This is a genomic window from Pseudarthrobacter albicanus, from assembly GCF_018224015.1.
Lineage (GTDB): Bacteria > Actinomycetota > Actinomycetes > Actinomycetales > Micrococcaceae > Arthrobacter > Arthrobacter albicanus.
In genome coordinates, this window is record NZ_JAGPOT010000025.1 from 59545 (window position 1) to 75455 (window position 15911).

General features: G+C 68.3%; 15 protein-coding genes. 2 read left to right on the forward strand and 13 right to left on the reverse strand.

The features are described 5' to 3' along the window. The first annotated feature begins 192 nt into the window (after nt 1–192). Entirely contained in the window at nt 193–807 is a 615-nt protein-coding gene (locus J9611_RS07675) for a class I SAM-dependent methyltransferase (protein ID WP_211879062.1), read from the forward strand. Here J9611_RS07675 and dapF read toward each other — a convergent pair. From dapF to J9611_RS07705, 6 genes are all read right to left on the reverse strand, one after another. Next, complete coding sequence (dapF, locus tag J9611_RS07680) at nt 788–1744, reverse strand: diaminopimelate epimerase (protein WP_211879063.1); 957 nt, start codon at nt 1742–1744, stop codon at nt 788–790. The two genes, J9611_RS07675 and dapF, sit on opposite strands and share 20 nt — an antisense overlap. Continuing rightward, the gene (gene miaA / locus J9611_RS07685; protein ID WP_211879127.1) at nt 1710–2654 is read right to left on the reverse strand and encodes a tRNA (adenosine(37)-N6)-dimethylallyltransferase MiaA; all 945 of its coding nucleotides are present in this window, start codon (nt 2652–2654) and stop codon (nt 1710–1712) included. The genes dapF and miaA overlap by 35 nt, the downstream gene beginning before the upstream one ends. Before the next feature lie 115 nt (nt 2655–2769). Beyond that, entirely contained in the window at nt 2770–4326 is a 1557-nt protein-coding gene (gene miaB, locus J9611_RS07690; protein ID WP_211879065.1) for a tRNA (N6-isopentenyl adenosine(37)-C2)-methylthiotransferase MiaB, read from the reverse strand. Between the two features lie 87 nt (nt 4327–4413). Beyond that, nucleotides 4414–4944, reverse strand: coding sequence for a regulatory protein RecX (locus J9611_RS07695; protein ID WP_307857042.1), 531 nt, complete (start codon nt 4942–4944; stop codon nt 4414–4416). Between the two features lie 163 nt (nt 4945–5107). Further along, on the reverse strand, nt 5108–6160 hold the full coding sequence (gene recA, locus J9611_RS07700) for a recombinase RecA (protein ID WP_211879066.1): 1053 nt from the start codon (nt 6158–6160) through the stop codon (nt 5108–5110). Nucleotides 6161–6409: 249 nt separating this feature from the next. After that, a complete protein-coding gene (locus tag J9611_RS07705) occupies nt 6410–6628 on the reverse strand; it encodes a DUF3046 domain-containing protein (RefSeq protein WP_211879067.1) in 219 nt (72 codons plus the stop codon). A 41-nt stretch (nt 6629–6669) separates the two neighbouring features. On the opposite strand from J9611_RS07705, the gene J9611_RS07710 reads away from it, so the two are divergent. Further along, nucleotides 6670–7179 carry a MarR family winged helix-turn-helix transcriptional regulator gene (locus tag J9611_RS07710; protein ID WP_211879068.1) on the forward strand — a complete coding sequence of 170 codons (510 nt, stop codon included), beginning with the start codon at nt 6670–6672 and terminating at the stop codon, nt 7177–7179. A 133-nt stretch (nt 7180–7312) separates the two neighbouring features. Here J9611_RS07710 and J9611_RS07715 read toward each other — a convergent pair whose 3' ends face one another. The 7 genes from J9611_RS07715 to J9611_RS07745 all read right to left on the reverse strand — a co-directional run bounded on the left by J9611_RS07715 (nt 7313) and on the right by J9611_RS07745 (nt 15797). After that, nucleotides 7313–7765, reverse strand: a complete 453-nt coding sequence (locus J9611_RS07715; RefSeq protein WP_211879069.1) for a helix-turn-helix domain-containing protein — start codon at nt 7763–7765, stop codon at nt 7313–7315. A gap of 151 nt (nt 7766–7916) precedes the next feature. Then, a complete protein-coding gene (locus J9611_RS07720; RefSeq protein ID WP_211879070.1) occupies nt 7917–8420 on the reverse strand; it encodes a CinA family protein in 504 nt (167 codons plus the stop codon). Further along, a complete protein-coding gene (gene pgsA, locus J9611_RS07725; protein ID WP_211879072.1) occupies nt 8417–9058 on the reverse strand; it encodes a CDP-diacylglycerol--glycerol-3-phosphate 3-phosphatidyltransferase in 642 nt (213 codons plus the stop codon). The genes J9611_RS07720 and pgsA overlap by 4 nt, the downstream gene beginning before the upstream one ends. 9 nt (nt 9059–9067) lie before the next feature. Then, nucleotides 9068–12022 (reverse strand): DNA translocase FtsK, encoded by a 2955-nt coding sequence (locus J9611_RS07730; RefSeq protein WP_211879073.1) that lies wholly within the window; start codon nt 12020–12022, stop codon nt 9068–9070. 249 nt (nt 12023–12271) lie between these two features. Then, on the reverse strand, nt 12272–13963 hold the full coding sequence (locus tag J9611_RS07735; RefSeq protein ID WP_211879074.1) for a ribonuclease J: 1692 nt from the start codon (nt 13961–13963) through the stop codon (nt 12272–12274). Nucleotides 13964–14023: 60 nt separating this feature from the next. Beyond that, nucleotides 14024–14932: a 4-hydroxy-tetrahydrodipicolinate synthase gene (gene dapA, locus J9611_RS07740; protein ID WP_211879075.1), complete on the reverse strand. Its 909-nt coding sequence runs from the start codon at nt 14930–14932 to the stop codon at nt 14024–14026. Between the two features lie 79 nt (nt 14933–15011). Next, on the reverse strand, nt 15012–15797 hold the full coding sequence (locus tag J9611_RS07745; protein WP_211879076.1) for a carbon-nitrogen hydrolase family protein: 786 nt from the start codon (nt 15795–15797) through the stop codon (nt 15012–15014). Nucleotides 15798–15911 lie beyond the last annotated feature (114 nt).

Here is a 15911-nt window from a genome sequence, read left to right on the forward strand (position 1 = left end):
GAGTTCCCTGTGGGGGCGCCGAGCGGAAGGTATCAACCTGCGTCGCTGCGGGGACGGGTTTCAGGCCGTGTGGTTGAAACCCGTGCCGGCTACTTGAAGTTCAAGATCATGTATTTAAGCCTAGCAGACCGCGCTGATCCGCCCGCGCCCCGGTTTCCCATCGGGGCCGCCAGCCAACTAATCTGGCCAGTTATGGAGTCTGCACACTATTTCAGCGCCCAGCCAGCCGGGCCGTTCACCCGCAAGCCACTGACCGTGGAGCTTGCCGGTGAAACGCGCCACCTGCAGACGTCCTCGGCGATCTTCAGCCCGGACGGCATCGACAAGGGGACGGCGGTGCTGCTCGCCGAGGCGCCCGCCCCGGCACCGCAGGGAAACCTGCTCGACATCGGCTGCGGCTGGGGTCCGGTCGCGCTGACCCTGGCGCTGCGGGCCCCGCACGCACAGGTCTACGCGGTGGATGTCAATGAGCGCTGCGTGGCGCTGACGAACGAGAACGCCGCCCTGCTGGGGCTGGGAAATGTCACGGCCAGCACTCCGGACGCCGTGGACCCGGAGCTTCGCTTCGACACGATCTGGTCCAACCCGCCCATCCGGATCGGCAAGGATGAGCTTCACGCCCTGTTGCTCCTCTGGCTGCCCCGGCTCGCACCCGGCGGCTCTGCCTGGCTGGTGGTGCAGAAGAACCTGGGCTCGGATTCACTTCAGCGCTGGCTGGCGGCCGAGCTGGATTCCAGCTTCACGGTCACCCGGGAGAGCACCTCGAAGTCCTTCCGGATCCTGCGGGTCAGGAAAGCGTCCCGCTAGCCACGATCACGGCCGGGCCGCTGAGCTCGACGTGCTCGTGCCCCTCCGGGCCGAGGAAGAACTTCACACTCACGACGCCGCCGGGCACGTGGACGTTCCAGGCGTCCGGTGCGCCCTGGCCGGCCCAGTGGCGGATCGCGACGGCGGCGGCGCAGGCGCCGGTGCCGCAGGACTGGGTCTCCCCCACTCCCCGCTCGTGCACCCGCATGGTGATGGTCCCCACGCCGTCGTGGACCAGCGGCTCGGACGGCACAACGAACTCCACGTTCGTGCCGTGCGGGGGCGCCGGGTCAACGTGGGGTGCGGTGAACAGCTGGGTCGCTTCCAGCTCTGCCGGTTCGGCGAGGGCCACGACCGTATGCGGGTTGCCCATGCTGACCGAGAGCGCTGGCCTGGCCACTTCCAGCCCCGTGGCGCTGACCAGCGAATCCATGGCCCGGGCGGTGGCCTCGCCCGGGAAGATGAATTCCCAGGGGCCCATGTCCACGGCGTAGCCGGCCGCCGTGCGGACGATCGTCTTCGCCCCGCCGCGGGTGCCGATGGTCAGGGACTTCCCTGCCGGCAGATCGACCAGGCCTTCGGCTATCAGGAAGTGCACGAACACCCGGACACCGTTGCCGCACATTTCCGAGAGCGAGCCGTCACCGTTGCGGTAGTCCATGAACCACTCGGCCTCCGGGTGCTGTGCCAGCAGCTCCTGGCCTTCGGGGAGCAGCCGGGACGGGACGGCGCGGATCAGCCCGTCGCCGCCGATCCCCCGGTGGCGGTCGCACAGCGCGGCGACCTGCCCGGGAGTGACGGCGAGGGCGCCGGTGGGATCCGCGATCAGCACGAAGTCGTTGCCGGTGCCGTGGCCCTTGGAAAACTTCAGTCCGCTCAGGGCTGCAGTGCCGGGCTCAGCGTTACGGTCGGCGGCCACTGCCAAGGATTCGTCCATGTTCCAAGGTTACCGGTCCGGTGAAGGCTTGACGGCAGAGCGCGGCGGCCTTGGCCGCCAGCTCCGGATCCTGCCAGTCAAGCCAGGTGATGCGCGGATCCGCGCGGAACCAGGTGAGCTGGCGCCGGGCGAACTGCCGGGTGGCGATGATCGTTGCCTCCGCGGCCTGGTCCACGTCCGATTCGCCGTCGAGGACCTTGAGGAACTGGGCGTAGCCGAGGGCCCGGGGCGCGGTCTTCCCCAGCCGGAGTCCCGCTGCGTCGAGCGTCCTCACTTCTTCGAGCAGGCCCTGGTCCACCATGCGGTGGACACGGCGGCCGAGCCGTTCGTGGAGCAGCGGGCGGTCCACCTCCAGCCCGATCTGCACGGCCGGCGCGAAGTACTCGCGGGTGGGCATGAAGGAGCTGAAGGGCCGCCCGGTCAGTTCGAACACCTCCAGGGCGCGGACGATCCGGCGGGTGTCGGCGAGCCTGCCCGCGGACACCGGGTCGACACGTTCCAGCCGGGCCCGCAGCGGCGCCGCTCCCGCCGCTGCCAGCTCCGCCTCGAGGCGGCGCCGGATGGCAGGGTCCGTGCCGGGAAACTCCAGGACGTCGAGGGCCGCGCGGACGTACAGCCCGGAGCCGCCGGCCAGGATCGCCCGTTTCCCGCGGCCGTGGATCCCGGCAATCAGGGCCCGTGCCTGCTGCTGGAAGCCGGAGACACTGGCTTCCTCGGTCACGTCCATGATGTCCAGGAGGTGGTGCGGCACGCCCTGGCGTTCGGCCCCGGTGATCTTCGCCGTCCCGATATCCATGCCGCGGTAGAACTGCATGGAGTCGGCGTTGATGACCTCGCCGCCGAGTTCCAGCGCGAGCGAGACGGCGAGATCGGACTTGCCGGAGCCGGTCGGCCCGACGACGGCGATCACCGGCGGCGCGTCGGGCGCGGCAGGTCCCTCTGCTCGCGCGGGCGGCGCGGCATCCGGCGTCCGCGTCGCGCCTTGCGTGGTCGGCGTCGTGCCTTCCGGCGGGACGGCCACCAGGCTAGCGGCCGCGGGCCGGGAGGCCCGGCATACCCAGGGACACGCCGGTCCTGCCGGAGCTGGCACCCGGGGCGGGAACCCCGCAGGACTCGGCCTGGGAGCGGTCCCACGCGTCGCCGGCGCGGGAGCGGCGGAGGCTGTAGTCGGCGGCCGAGGCAGGGTCCGCTACAAGGTGGAAGGCGGCGGCCGCCGTGATGGTTACCGTGACGAGGTCGCCCGGGCGCGGCACGTCGGCGCCGGCGGGCACCGAGAAGTGGACGAGCCGCTGGTCCTGGGCGCGGCCGGAGAGGCGGTGGGTTTCCCCGGCTTTGCGGCCGGACTGCGCGGTGACCATGACCTCCACGCGGCGGCCCAGCTGGCGGGCGTTTTCCTCGGCCGCGATCCGGTCCTGCAGGGCGGTCAGCCGCTCGAAGCGTTCCTGCACCACGGCCTTGGGGAGCTGGTCCGGCAGGTCCGCGGCGGGGGTGCCGGGGCGCTTGGAGTACTGGAACGTGAAGGCGGTGGCGAAGCGGGACTTCTCCACGACGTCGAGGGTGGCCTGGAAGTCCTCTTCTGTCTCGCCGGGGAACCCGACGATGATGTCCGTGGAAATCGCGGCGTGCGGCATCTTCCCGCGGACCTTGTCCAGGATGCCAAGGAATTTGGTGGAGCGGTAGGACCGCCTCATGTCTTTGAGGACCTTGTCCGAGCCCGACTGCAGCGGCATGTGCAGCTGGGGCATGACATTGGGCGTTTCGGCCATGGCGTCGATCACGTCGTCGGTGAAGGCCGCCGGGTGCGGGCTGGTGAACCGGACCCGTTCCAGGCCGGGGATGTCGCCGCAGGCGCGCAGCAGCTTCGAGAACGCCTGCCGGTCGCCGAATTCCACGCCGTAGGAGTTCACGTTCTGCCCCAGCAGCGTCACTTCGATGGCGCCGTCGTCGACGAGGGCCTGGATCTCGGCCAGGATGTCGCCGGGGCGGCGGTCCTTCTCCTTGCCGCGCAGGGCAGGGACGATGCAGAAGGTGCATGTGTTGTTGCAGCCCACCGAGATGGACACCCAGCCGGCATAGACCGAATCACGCTTGGTGGGGAGGGTGGACGGGAAGACGTCCAGGGACTCGAGGATTTCCAGCTGCGCCTCGTTGTTGTGGCGCGCCCGCTCCAGCAGGGCCGGCAGGGCGCCGACGTTGTGGGTCCCGAACACGGCGTCAACCCAGGGGGCCTTCTTCAGGATGGTCTCGCGGTCCTTCTGCGCGAGGCACCCGCCCACCGCGATCTGCATGCCGGGGTTGGCGGCCTTGACCGGGGCCAGCATGCCGAGGTTGCCATAGAGCTTGTTGTCGGCATTCTCCCGCACCGCGCAGGTATTGAAGACGACGACGTCGGCCTGCTCGCCGGCAGCGGGGACGTAGCCGGCGGCCTCCAGCATCCCGGACATGCGTTCGGAATCGTGCACGTTCATCTGGCACCCGAAGGTGCGTACCTGGTAAGTGCGGGGCCGCGGCGTGTCAGGGGATGAGGCGGAATCGATGGAAGGAGTGGTGCCGGCTGCTGGGGAAGGAATGGTCAAACTCACCTGTTAAGGGTACCGGTTCGGCACCGGCGCCGCGTGGGGGTCCTGCCGGCGCCGCTGCGGGCCCGTGCCTGCCGTGCCGCGGCGGAATCAGAGATCCGGTTCGGTACGGCCCGCGGCATCGAGGACCTCGCCGACAATCCGGAACGCCTGCGAGGGCTGGTAGCCCTTGCGCGCGAGCATGGAGGCCAGCCGGCGGGTGGCCTTGTCCCGCTCGGCGCGGTCCTCCAGGCCGCGGGCTCCCCGGAGCTTGCGTTCCACGAGTCCGCGGGCGGCGGACTCCTCGTCCTCGTCGCTGAGCTGTTCCAGGGCGCCGGCCGCCGTATCCGGGTCAATGCCCTTTTCGGCCAGCTCACGCCGCAGCGCACCCTTGGCGAGCTTGCGGGTCTGGGAGCGGCTGCGCACCCACATCTCGGCAAACTCGGCGTCGTTGATGAGGCGCACTTCCTCGAAGCGGTCCAGCACAGCCTCGGCGACGTCCTCGGGGACGTTGCGCTCGGCCAGCTTGCGGGAAAGCTGCAACCGGCTTTTCGGTGAATTCGTCAGCTGCCGGAGCACAATGGCCCGGGCCACGGCGGCCGGATCGGCGTCGCGGTCCGGCGCCGCTTCAGGTTCCGGCACCGCTGCAGAATCCGGCGTTGCTTCGTTGTCCGGCGGCACCGTACGGGACACCGCGCGGGCAGCTGCCTCACCGGCAGGACCGGCAATCTCCGCGAAGCCGCCTTCCGCGAGGCCGCGGTCAGGATTCCGTGCATGGAACCCTGACCGCTGACGCGCCCTGCCGTTAGAAACCGTCAACGGCCTTCAGCTTCGGCGATGCTTCGGTCTCGGCCGGCGGCTTCACGCCGACGCCGAGCTTCTCCTTGATGAGGCGCTCGAGCTCGGCGGCCAGCTCAGGGTTGTCGCGCAGGAAGCGGCGGGAGTTCTCCATGCCCTGGCCCAGCTGGTCGCCGTCGTAGGTGAACCAGGAACCGGACTTCTTGATGATGCCGTGCTCGACACCCATGTCGATGATGCCGCCTTCGCGGGAAATGCCCTGGCCGTAGATGATGTCGAATTCGGCGATCTTGAAGGGCGGAGCCATCTTGTTCTTGACGATCTTGGCCTTGGTGCGGTTACCGACGGAGTCCGCGCCCTCCTTGAGGGTCTGGATCCGGCGGACGTCGATTCGGATGGACGCGTAGAACTTCAGCGCCTTGCCGCCGGTGGTGGTTTCCGGGGAGCCGAAGAACACGCCGATCTTTTCGCGCAACTGGTTGATGAAGATGGCGGTGGTCTTGGTCTGGCTAAGCCGGCCGGTGATCTTACGCAGGGCCTGGCTCATCAGGCGGGCCTGGAGGCCGACGTGGCTGTCGCCCATGTCGCCTTCGATTTCGGCACGGGGAACCAGCGCGGCGACGGAGTCGATGACGATGACGTCGAGGGAGCCGGAGCCGATGAGCATGTCCATGATCTCCAGGGCCTGCTCGCCGGTGTCCGGCTGCGAGACCAGGAGGGCGTCGGTGTCCACGCCCAGCCTGGCAGCGTATTCGGGATCGAGGGCGTGTTCGGCGTCGATGAAGGCGGCGATGCCGCCCATGCGCTGGGCGCTGGCCACCGCGTGCAGTGCCACGGTGGTCTTACCGGAGGATTCCGGACCGTAGATCTCAACGATGCGGCCGCGGGGCAGTCCGCCAATTCCCAAGGCTATGTCCAGTGCAATCGAGCCGGTCGGGATGACCTCGATCGGCGCACGGACTTCGTCGCCCAGTCGCATGACGGACCCTTTGCCGAACTGCTTGTCAATCTGGGCAAGCGCTGCTTCGAGCGCCTTTTCACGATCCGGGGCTGCGGCCATGGTTCACACCTCTAATGCTTTCTCGCTGTGGAGTGGCCGTTGCGGCCGTTTTTCTGTCATCACTGACGCTAATGCCACCCGCCGACAATATTGCCGGCCGACGTCGCGCATGTGGAAAACGCTCTGAAAAAAGCATAGCCCTATCCGAACAGATATTCGAACAATCGGGGGGTGTGTCAACGCCGGCCTTCCTCGGCCGGGCCGCCGGCGGCCCTCCGGCCGCCGTTGTGAAAGGTTGTCTAACGCGTTTTAACGCGGTTTAACGTCGCGGCCCAGCCGCCGCTCGGGCGGGACGTCCTGGACGTCGCACAGAGCGAGCCAGACCTGCCGCGGCGGAACACCGGCACCCAGGGCCTGCTCGGCCGTACGGTCCCCGACGCCCGCCAGGACCAGGGAACTGGCGACGACGCGGGAGTATCCGGCCCCGAACTCGTCGTCCATGAGCCGCCAAAAGTCACTGATTCGCACCGATAAAGTCTCTCACGGCGCGGGACCCTAGAATTGTTGCCATGAGCAACCCAATCGAAGGACCCGGCGCCTCCGGCGGTGCCGAGGACCCCACGGAGGCGGCGCTGACCGCCGTCGAGCACCAGATAAGCGTGCTCTGGCGCCGCGGCCGTTCCGTTTCCCATCAGCTGTCGCGCCAGGTCCACCCGGACATGGAACCGGCCGCCTATGGCCTCCTCAGCGTGATCCGCCGCCAGGGTCCCATCCGCCTGACCGAACTGGCCTCGAGCATCGGCGTCGGCAAGCCCTCCGTGAGCCGGCAGATCGCTTTCCTTGAAAGCCTGGGCCTGGTATCCAAGGAAGCCGACCCCCTCGACGGCCGCGCGCAGTCCATCAGGCTCACCCCCCGGGGCGAGGAGAAAATGCACCAGGTGCAGGACGCCCGGCGCGAGGTCTTCCGGGAACGGCTGGCGGAGTGGCCGCCGGAGGAACTGCAGACGCTCGCCACCTACATGGCAAAGCTGAACGCCATCTACGAACGGGACGGCTTCCCCAAGGACGAGACCGCCTAGCGTACTACCCGGCGCACCCGCTGGCCGGAGGCGTGGCCCGCAGCACGGCCCGCAGCACGGCCCGCGACGAAGAAGGCCCCCGGCACGTAGCCGGGGGCCTTCTCATCAGAGTAGTAGCGGCTTTGGACTCGGCCTAGCGTGCGCCGGAGAGCAGCCCCTTGGCCAGTTCCTCGTTCAGGTCCGAGTTGAGTTCCCGGTCCAGGTCGCGGCCATAGCGCTGCGCGAACTCCTGCGGAACGGTGTCAGGAACTGCGACGCCCTCGGCGACGGCGACGCGGTCGCTGACTTCACGGAGCATCAGCGAGAGCGGCACTTCCAGGGCCGAGCAGATCGAGGACAGCAGCTCCGAGGAGGCTTCCTTCTGGCCGCGTTCCACTTCACTCAGGTAGCCCAGGGAAACGCGGGCGCTGTGCGAGACTTCGCGGAGGGTACGGCCTTGGCGTTGGCGGACATCGCGAAGCACATCACCGATTTCGTGACGAAGTACAACCATCTTGCGCCCCTTCTGTTCGCTCTTTGCCTGATCGGCGAGGCCCACATCCTTCCAGCGGACAACGCCGTTTACGGATACGGGCTGCTTTACCATCTGTATCGCCTTGCTCCCTCGTAAGTCGAGTTCGCCATCACAGCGAACAATTGATGCCTTCATCCTAGGCGCCTCCTATATTCGGAGGCGACACAATGTAACAACTATTAGGAATCAACTTTTGTTCCCGGCAACATTACGCCCGGCAGCTTCAGGAAGATAGGGCTTCGAGCAGGCGCTCCAGGGCGGCGGCGCAGGCGAGGGCACGGATTTCCGGCCGGCTTCCCTCGAAGGCGTAGCCGTACGACGTCGACCCGTCCGCCGTGGCGAGGCCGATGAAGACGGTGCCGACGGCCTTTCCGTCGTGCGGCTCCGGGCCGGCCACACCGGTGGTGGACACCCCGATGTCGGCGCCGCAGATCCTCCGCGCCCCGGCGGCCATCGCCGCGGCGACCTGCCCGTCCACGGAGCCGACGGCGTCGAGCAGTTCGCGCGGCACCCCCAGCACATCGACTTTGACCGCGTTCTGGTAGGACACGACGCCGCCCTGCAGCATTTCGGAGGCTCCGGGGGTGTCGGCCAGCATGGCGGCCAGCATGCCGGCGGTGAGGGATTCGCCGGTGGCCACTGTCAGCCCGCGGCCGATGGCGCCGTCGACCGCCTGGCCGGCGATGCGGTGCAGGTTGGGGTGAAGATTGGGGTTCAGATCGGTCATGCCTTGCCCTCCTGGACGTCCTGTTTCTTTGCCCTGATGCCGCTGGAACGCAGCTTGAGCGCCTCGATGACGTACTCGCCGCCGGTCCAGAGCGTGATGGCCAGGGCCACCATCATGACCGCGAAGGCGAGGCCGCCGAGCCACGGCGTGAGGGAGGCCAGCGGAATGATGTAGAGGAAAATGGCCGCGGTCTGCACGACGGTTTTGAGCTTTCCGCCGCGCGAGGCCGGAATCACGCCGTAACGGATGACGAAGAAACGCAGGGCCGTGATGCCCCATTCCCGCACCAGGATCAGGATGGTGACCCACCAGGGAAGCTCCTGGAGCAGCGAGAGCATGACCAGGGCGGAGCCGATCAGGAGCTTGTCCGCGATCGGGTCCGCGATCTTGCCGAAGTCCGTCACGAGCCCGCGGCTGCGGGCGATGTCGCCGTCGAGCTTGTCGGTGTAGATGGCCACGGCGAACAGCGCGGCGGCAATCCAGCGCCAGAGTCCGTTCTGCGGGTGCAGTCCGGGGGCATCGGCGACGAGCAGCCAGACGAAGAAGGGCACCAGCACAATCCGCAGCATCGTCAGGATGTTCGGCAGGTTCCAGATCCGCGCGGCGGGCCCGGGGCTGTTCGCTTCGGAGCTAGTCACCCTCCTAGGCTACCGTCCGGTGAGCGACCAGGCGTCCTCGGAGCCGTCTTCATCCCCGCCGGACCCGCCGTCGGCGCCGTCGGCACCGTCAAAGTAGTGCACCGACTGGGCCCGCTGGTCCAGATCGGCGGCGACGAGGTCCTCGGCGTAGCCGCCCTGGGCGATGTTGGCGTTCGCGTTATCGCTCAGCGCGGCCGTCTGGGAATCGGCGACGGCGGGCACGTCCAGGCCGTTCATCGCGGCCAGGACGGCGGCGAGGTCGTCCGGCTTCACAAGGACGTCGCGGGCCTTGGACCCCTCGGAGGGGCCCACCACTCCCCTGGATTCGAGCAGGTCCATGAGCCGGCCGGCCTTCGCAAAACCGACGCGGAGCTTGCGCTGCAGCATCGAGGTGGAGCCGAACTGGGTGGTGACCACAAGTTCGGTGGCCTGCAGCAGGACATCGAGGTCGTCCCCGATGTCGTCGTCGATCTGCTTCTTGGGCGCGTCGGGGGCGACGTCGTCACGGTAGACGGCCTTGAGCTGGCCCTTGACGTGTTCGACGACATTGTGGATCTCGGATTCAGTGACCCAGGCGCCCTGCACGCGCATGGCCTTGGAGGCGCCCATGGGCAGGAAGAGCGCGTCGCCCTGGCCGATCAGTTTCTCGGCCCCCGGCTGGTCCAGGACCACGCGGGAGTCGGTGACGGAGGACGTCGCGAACGCCATCCGGGAGGGCACATTGGCCTTGATCAGGCCGGTGACGACGTCCACTGAAGGGCGCTGGGTGGCGAGGACCAGGTGGATGCCGGCCGCGCGGGCCAGCTGGGTGATCCGGACGATGGAATCCTCGACGTCGCGCGGGGCCACCATCATGAGGTCGGCGAGCTCGTCCACGATCACCAGCAGGTACGGGTAGGGCCGGATGACCCGCTTGGAACCCTCCGGCGGGATGACCTTGCCGGCCCGGACGCCCTTGTTGAAGTCGTCGATGTGTTTGAAGCCGTAATTGGCGAGGTCGTCGTACCGGGCGTCCATTTCCCGGACCACCCACTGCAGGGCCTCGGCGGCCTTCTTCGGGTTGGTGATGATGGGCGTGATGAGGTGCGGGACGCCTTCGTAGGCGGTGAGTTCCACGCGCTTGGGGTCCACCATGACCATGCGGACCTCGTCGGGGGTGGCGCGCATCAGGATGGAGGTGATCATGGCGTTGACGAACGCCGACTTGCCGGCACCCGTGGCGCCGGCCACCAGGAGGTGCGGCATCTTGGCGAGGTTTGCGACAACGTAGCCGCCCTCGACGTCCTTGCCGACGCCGATCACCATGGGGTGCTCCGTGCGGCGGGCGTTCTGGCTGCGCAGCACGTCGCCCAGCGACACGGTCTCGCGGTCCGTGTTGGGGATCTCGATGCCGATCGCGGACCTGCCGGGAATGGGGCTCAGGATGCGCACGTCGGAGCTGGCCACGGCATAGGAGATGTTCTTGGACAGGGCGGTGACGCGTTCCACCTTGGTGCCCGGGGACAGCTCGATTTCGTACCGCGTGACCGTGGGGCCGCGGCTGAAGCCGGTGACCTGGGCCTCGACATTGAACTGGTTGAGGGTCTCCGTCAGCGAGGCCACGATCGCGTCGTTGGCCTCGGTGCGCTCCTTGGGGACGGAGCCCGGGGTCAGCACATCCGACGCCGGCAGCGTGTAGGTGACGTCGCCGGCCAGGGAGAGCTGTTCGGTACGCTGCGGAATCGGCGTCGGCAGCGGGGGCGGGGCGGCCGGGCGGGAGGGAACCTGCGCGGCGGCGGCAACGGCCGCGGCACCGGGCGCCGGGGCGGCCGGGTTCAGCGATCCCGCGGCCACCATGCCCGGGGTGACGAGCGGGATGGCCTCGGTGGCGTTCTCCCCCGCCAATCCGGAGACACTGCCGGCGGTGCTGCCTGCTGCAGTACCAAGGCCCTGGGCCGCCTTGATCTTCCCGACGGCGATCTCGGCCAGGGTGGGCCGGCGCACGCCGGGCGCCACTGAGGTGGAGCCCGCGGCTCCCCCTGCCTCCCCGGCAACGTCGTCGTCGTCGATGAGGGCATGCTCGAACGCTTCGTCGCCGACGTAGCCTTCGAGGCGGGCATCGGCGTCGTGGTCCTTGCCGAAGAGGCGCCGGCGCTTCTTCCTGGGCGGGGCCGCGGCGGCGTCGTTTTCGTACAGGTAGCTGCGGTCGTGGCCACCGCCGTCGCCGTCCTGCAGGTCGATCCCCATCAGGTGTTCATAGGCGTCCCGCAGCCGGCCGGGAATGGCGCCGAAGGGGGTGGCCGTGATGATGAGCAGGGAGACGAAGGCGAGCACGCTGTAGACCGCCACCGGGACCGAGGCATGGAGGGCAGCCAGAGGCGCGGCGGCCAGGTAGCCGAGCATGCCGCCCGCGCGGCGCAGCCCGTCGAAGCCGTCGGCGACGGCAGGCTGCCCGCCGATGATATGGGCAAGGCCGGAGCCGGCAAGGGTCATGATCAGGAAGCCGATCCCGATCCGGTTGTTGCCGCGGCCGTCAACGGGCTGGCGGAACAGCCGGAAGGCGCAGACAAAGAGCATAAGCGGCAGCAGCAGGGCCATGGCGCCGAACGTGCCGTTGACGACCCCGAAGACCAGGTCCGGGAGCCAGCCCCGGAAACCCCACCAGGCGAAGGTGGCGATGAAGACGCCGAGCGCAAGGTTGAACAGGGCGGCGCCATCGCGGCGTTCCCCGGGGGCGAGATCGCTGACGTCCTGGCCGATCCGCCGGATGCCGGCACCGACGACGTGGCCCAGGCCAAGCCAGGCTCCGGCCACCATCCGCACCAGCCAGGGCTGCTTCGGCTCCACGGCGGCCAGTTGCCGGGTGCGCGCGGTTCCCTGCGGCCGGCCGGTTTTGGATGCGGCCGTGCCGGAGCTCCGGCCCGTGGAGCTGCCTGATTTGCCGCTTGAGTTTCCTCTAGGCGCGGGGGAAGTACGTGTCGCCATACCTGCCACGGTACCCGATCCCGGGCCGGAAACCCCGGATTTCCGGGCTTTCCGGGAGCCATGTTGGATCGGGCGGGCACCGGTTTCCCGACTGTGTCCTATCTGCGTCCCGCCAGGGCCGGGGCGCCCCGGCATGCAGGAACGGCCTCCCCCGCCTGCGGCAGCCGGGTGGCTGCCAGCAGGCCGGGAAGGCCGCGTCTGGGTTGTGCTTGAGCGCTGGGCTTGGGCGCTGAGCGCGCGCGTGGGCGCTTACGCCTCCAGGACCACCGGGATGATCAGGGGCTTGCGGCGCAGCTTGCGGTTGACCCAGGTGCCGACAACGCGGCGGACAACCTGCTGCAGCTGGTGCGTGGTGTGGTCCGTGCGGTTCAGCACGGCCTCCTCCAGGGCGGCGTTGATCTTGGGGATGATCTCGTCGAAGACGGAATCATCCTCGGCCACGCCGCGGGCGTGGATCTCCGGCCCGGAAACGACCTTGCCGGTGGCGCGGTGGATGACCGTGATGATCGAGATGAAGCCTTCGTCGCCGAGGGTCTGGCGGTCCTTCAGATCGGCTTCGGTGACTTCGCCGACGCTGGAGCCGTCGACGTAGACGAAGCCGACCTCGACCTGGCCCACGATGTCGGCCTGGTGGTCCCGGAGGTCGATGACCGTGCCGTTGTCCGCCAGCAGGATGCTCTCCTCGGGGACGCCGGAGTCGAGCGCGATCTTGCCGTTGGCGATCAGGTGGCGGGTCTCGCCGTGCACCGGCATCGCGTTGAGCGGCTCAAGGATGTTGTAGCAGTACAGCAGTTCCCCGGCGGCGGCGTGGCCGGAAACGTGGACCTTTGCGTTGCCCTTGTGGATGACGTCGGCGCCGAGCTTGAGCAGGCCGTTGATGATGCGGAAGACGGCGTTCTCGTTGCCCGGGATGAGGCTGGAGGCGAGAATGACAGTGTCGCCCTGGCCGACGACGACGCGGTGGTCGCCGTTGGCCATGCGGGACAGGGCCGCCATCGGCTCGCCCTGGGAACCGGTGGACATGAGCACCACACGGTTGTCCGGCAGGTTGTCGATGTTCTTGATGTCGACCAGGATGCCGGCCGGGACGTCCAGGTAGCCAAGCTTCTCGGCGATGGTCATGTTGCGGACCATCGAGCGGCCGACGAAGGCAACCTTGCGGTTGTGGTTGGCGGCGGCGTCGAGGACCTGCTGGACGCGGTGCACGTGCGAGGAGAACGAGGCCACGATCAGGCGCTTGGAGGCCTGGCCGAAGAGCCGGTCCAGGGTGGGCCCGATGTCCTTCTCGGCAGTGGTGAAGCCCGGGACGTCGGCGTTGGTGGAGTCCGACATGAACAGGTCCACGCCTTCTTCACCCAGTTTGGCGAAGTGCCGGAGGTCGGTGATCCGGCCGTCGAGGGGCAGCTGGTCCATCTTGAAGTCGCCGGTATGCAGCACGGTGCCGCCCGCGGTGCGGATGAACACGGCCAAGGCGTCGGGGATGGAGTGGTTGACGGCTATGAATTCGCATTCGAACGGGCCGAACTTTTGAACCTGTCCCTCGGTGACAGTCTGCATGACGGGCTTGATCCGGTGCTCCTGCAGCTTCGCCTCGATGAGGGCCAGCGTCAGCCGGGAGCCCACCAGGGGAATGTCGGCGCGCAGGCGCAGCAGGTAGGGGACCGCGCCGATGTGGTCCTCGTGGCCGTGGGTCAGGACGACGGCAACGATGTCCTCGAGCCGGTTCTCGATGTAGGAGAAATCGGGCAGGATCAGGTCGACGCCGGGCTGGGTCTCCTCAGGGAAGAGGACACCGCAGTCGACGATGAGCAGTTTGCCGTCGACTTCGAAGACCGTCATGTTGCGGCCGATCTCCCCCAGGCCGCCGAGCGGCACAATCCGCAGCGTGTCCTTGGTGAGTTTGGGCGGCGTAACAAGGCCGGGAAGGGCGGTTTGGGTCATAGTGCACTACTTTCCAAGCGGAAACTGGACTGGTCTTGGCCGATCGGGAAAAACACCCGATCAGGGAAAGACCAGCCCTGCTTCCGCCAAATCCTCGCGGATGGTTGCGATCTCGGCCTCGCCCGGCTCCACGAGGGGCAAACGGACAACCGAGTTGGGCAGGACTCCCTGCCACTTAAGAACCTGCTTGGCAGCTACAGCACCCTGGATATGGGTCATCACTGCACGGACCACGGGGTCCAGTTCGAAATGTAAGGTGCGGGCGGTAGCAAAATCGCCCGCAAGTGCGGCGTCAATCATGGCGCGGAACTGGCGCGTCGCCACGTGCGCCGTGACGCTGACCAGGCCGACGGCGCCCGCTGCCATCCACGGCAGGGTCAGTCCGTCATCGCCGGAGTAGACATCGAGGTCGGTGTTCGCCAGGACGCGGGTCACGGCCGCGAAGTCAGCCTTCGCGTCCTTGAGCGCCACAATCCGGGGATGGTCCGCGAGCCGGATCATGGTCTCGGGCAGGATCGGGACCCCGGCGCGGCCGGGGATGTCGTAGACCATGACGGGAAGGTCGGCGGCGTCGGCGACGGCTTCGATATGGGCCTGGATACCGGCCTGGCTCGGCTTGTTGTAGTACGGGGTGACGATCAGCTGCCCGTGGGCGCCGGCCTTGGCGGCGCGCTTGGCCATCTCGATCGAGTGCGAGGTGTGGTTGGTGCCGGTGCCGGCGATAACCTTGGCCCGGTCCCCCACCGCGTCGACGATGACGCGGAACAGCCGCTCTTTTTCGTCGTCCTCCAGCGTCGATGTTTCGCCGGTGGTGCCGGAGATGACGAGGGCGTCATTGCCATCGTCGACGAGCTTGCTGGCCAGCTCTGCGGACTTCTGGTAGTCGACTTGCCCGTCGGTGGTGAAAGGCGTGACCATGGCGGTCACAAGGGTTCCGAACGTGTACGAGCGAATGTCAGAGTCAGCCATGGTAAAAACGTTACCCTGTCCACGGCGTGTTAGGACAATGGCGGCGGCGTGATGCGCGTCAAAGTCGGCGGTCCGCGCGTCATTGCGGTCCGGCCGCGGCACCCTTGGGCACTCCGTCCGGGGCCCGGCGTTCCAGGGCGCTGTGTTGCAGCGTCGCGGTCAGCACCTCCGTCCCCGTCCCGCCCGCCTGGCGGAGCGGGAGCCCGTCGGGGCCCCAGAAACCGCTCAGCCCGCAGGACGGACCGAGCGGCGTGGTGCCGCCCAGGTTGGCCAGCACGGTGAACATCCGGTTGTCCATGGCACGGGCCCCGAGGTGCAGGGCGAGCCGGTGGTCCTGCCCGGCCGTGTAGAGGCCCGAGACGGCGTAGATATCCGCGCCCGCCGCCGACGCGTCCCCCGCGTGGTCCGGATGGGCTGCGTCGAAGCAGATGGCCAGCGCGATCTTCCAGCCGTCGAGGTCCAGTACGGCTGCCCGCTCCCCGGCGCTGAAATGCTGCTGCTCGGGTCCGTGCAGCCTGGCTTTGAAGCCGGCCTCCACTACGCCGGTGGGATGGACGGCGAGCGAGGCCAGCCGCGGCGTGTCGTCCGGTTCCTTGAAGGCTGCGCCCACGACCGCGGTGATGCCGGTCCGCCGGCAGATCTCCCGGAGGCCGCCGAGCGTGTTGTCCGCTGTGGTCACCCACTGCCGGGGATCCGCCAACAGGTCCAGCTGATAGCCGATGAGGGACAGTTCCGGGAAGATCACGAGCCGGGCGCCGTGCGATTCGGCGTCCTCGATGAGGCGGATGTGCTCGGGCACGTTGGCGGCCAGGCCGCCGCCAAGGGCCTGGTACTGGATCGCGGAGAGCGTCAGCGCGGTGGTCATGCTGCCATCCTAGGCATGCCGTGGCCCGGGCAGCAGGCCCTACAGCGGGGTGTCACCCGGCATGCCGCCCGCGGGCCTGTCAGGCAAGGCGCGGAGTCTGTCAGGCAGGCGGGG

Coding starts and splice junctions, on each gene's coding strand:
- J9611_RS07675 (WP_211879062.1), top strand. CDS start 193: ATGGAGTCTGCACACTATTTCAGCGCCCAGCCAGCCGGGCCGTTCACC.
- dapF (WP_211879063.1), bottom strand. CDS start 1,744: ATGGACGAATCCTTGGCAGTGGCCGCCGACCGTAACGCTGAGCCCGGC.
- recA (WP_211879066.1), bottom strand. CDS start 6,160: ATGGCCGCAGCCCCGGATCGTGAAAAGGCGCTCGAAGCAGCGCTTGCC.
- J9611_RS07710 (WP_211879068.1), top strand. CDS start 6,670: ATGAGCAACCCAATCGAAGGACCCGGCGCCTCCGGCGGTGCCGAGGAC.
- J9611_RS07715 (WP_211879069.1), bottom strand. CDS start 7,765: ATGGTAAAGCAGCCCGTATCCGTAAACGGCGTTGTCCGCTGGAAGGAT.
- J9611_RS07720 (WP_211879070.1), bottom strand. CDS start 8,420: ATGACCGATCTGAACCCCAATCTTCACCCCAACCTGCACCGCATCGCC.
- J9611_RS07730 (WP_211879073.1), bottom strand. CDS start 12,022: ATGGCGACACGTACTTCCCCCGCGCCTAGAGGAAACTCAAGCGGCAAA.
- J9611_RS07735 (WP_211879074.1), bottom strand. CDS start 13,963: ATGACCCAAACCGCCCTTCCCGGCCTTGTTACGCCGCCCAAACTCACC.
- dapA (WP_211879075.1), bottom strand. CDS start 14,932: ATGGCTGACTCTGACATTCGCTCGTACACGTTCGGAACCCTTGTGACC.
- J9611_RS07745 (WP_211879076.1), bottom strand. CDS start 15,797: ATGACCACCGCGCTGACGCTCTCCGCGATCCAGTACCAGGCCCTTGGC.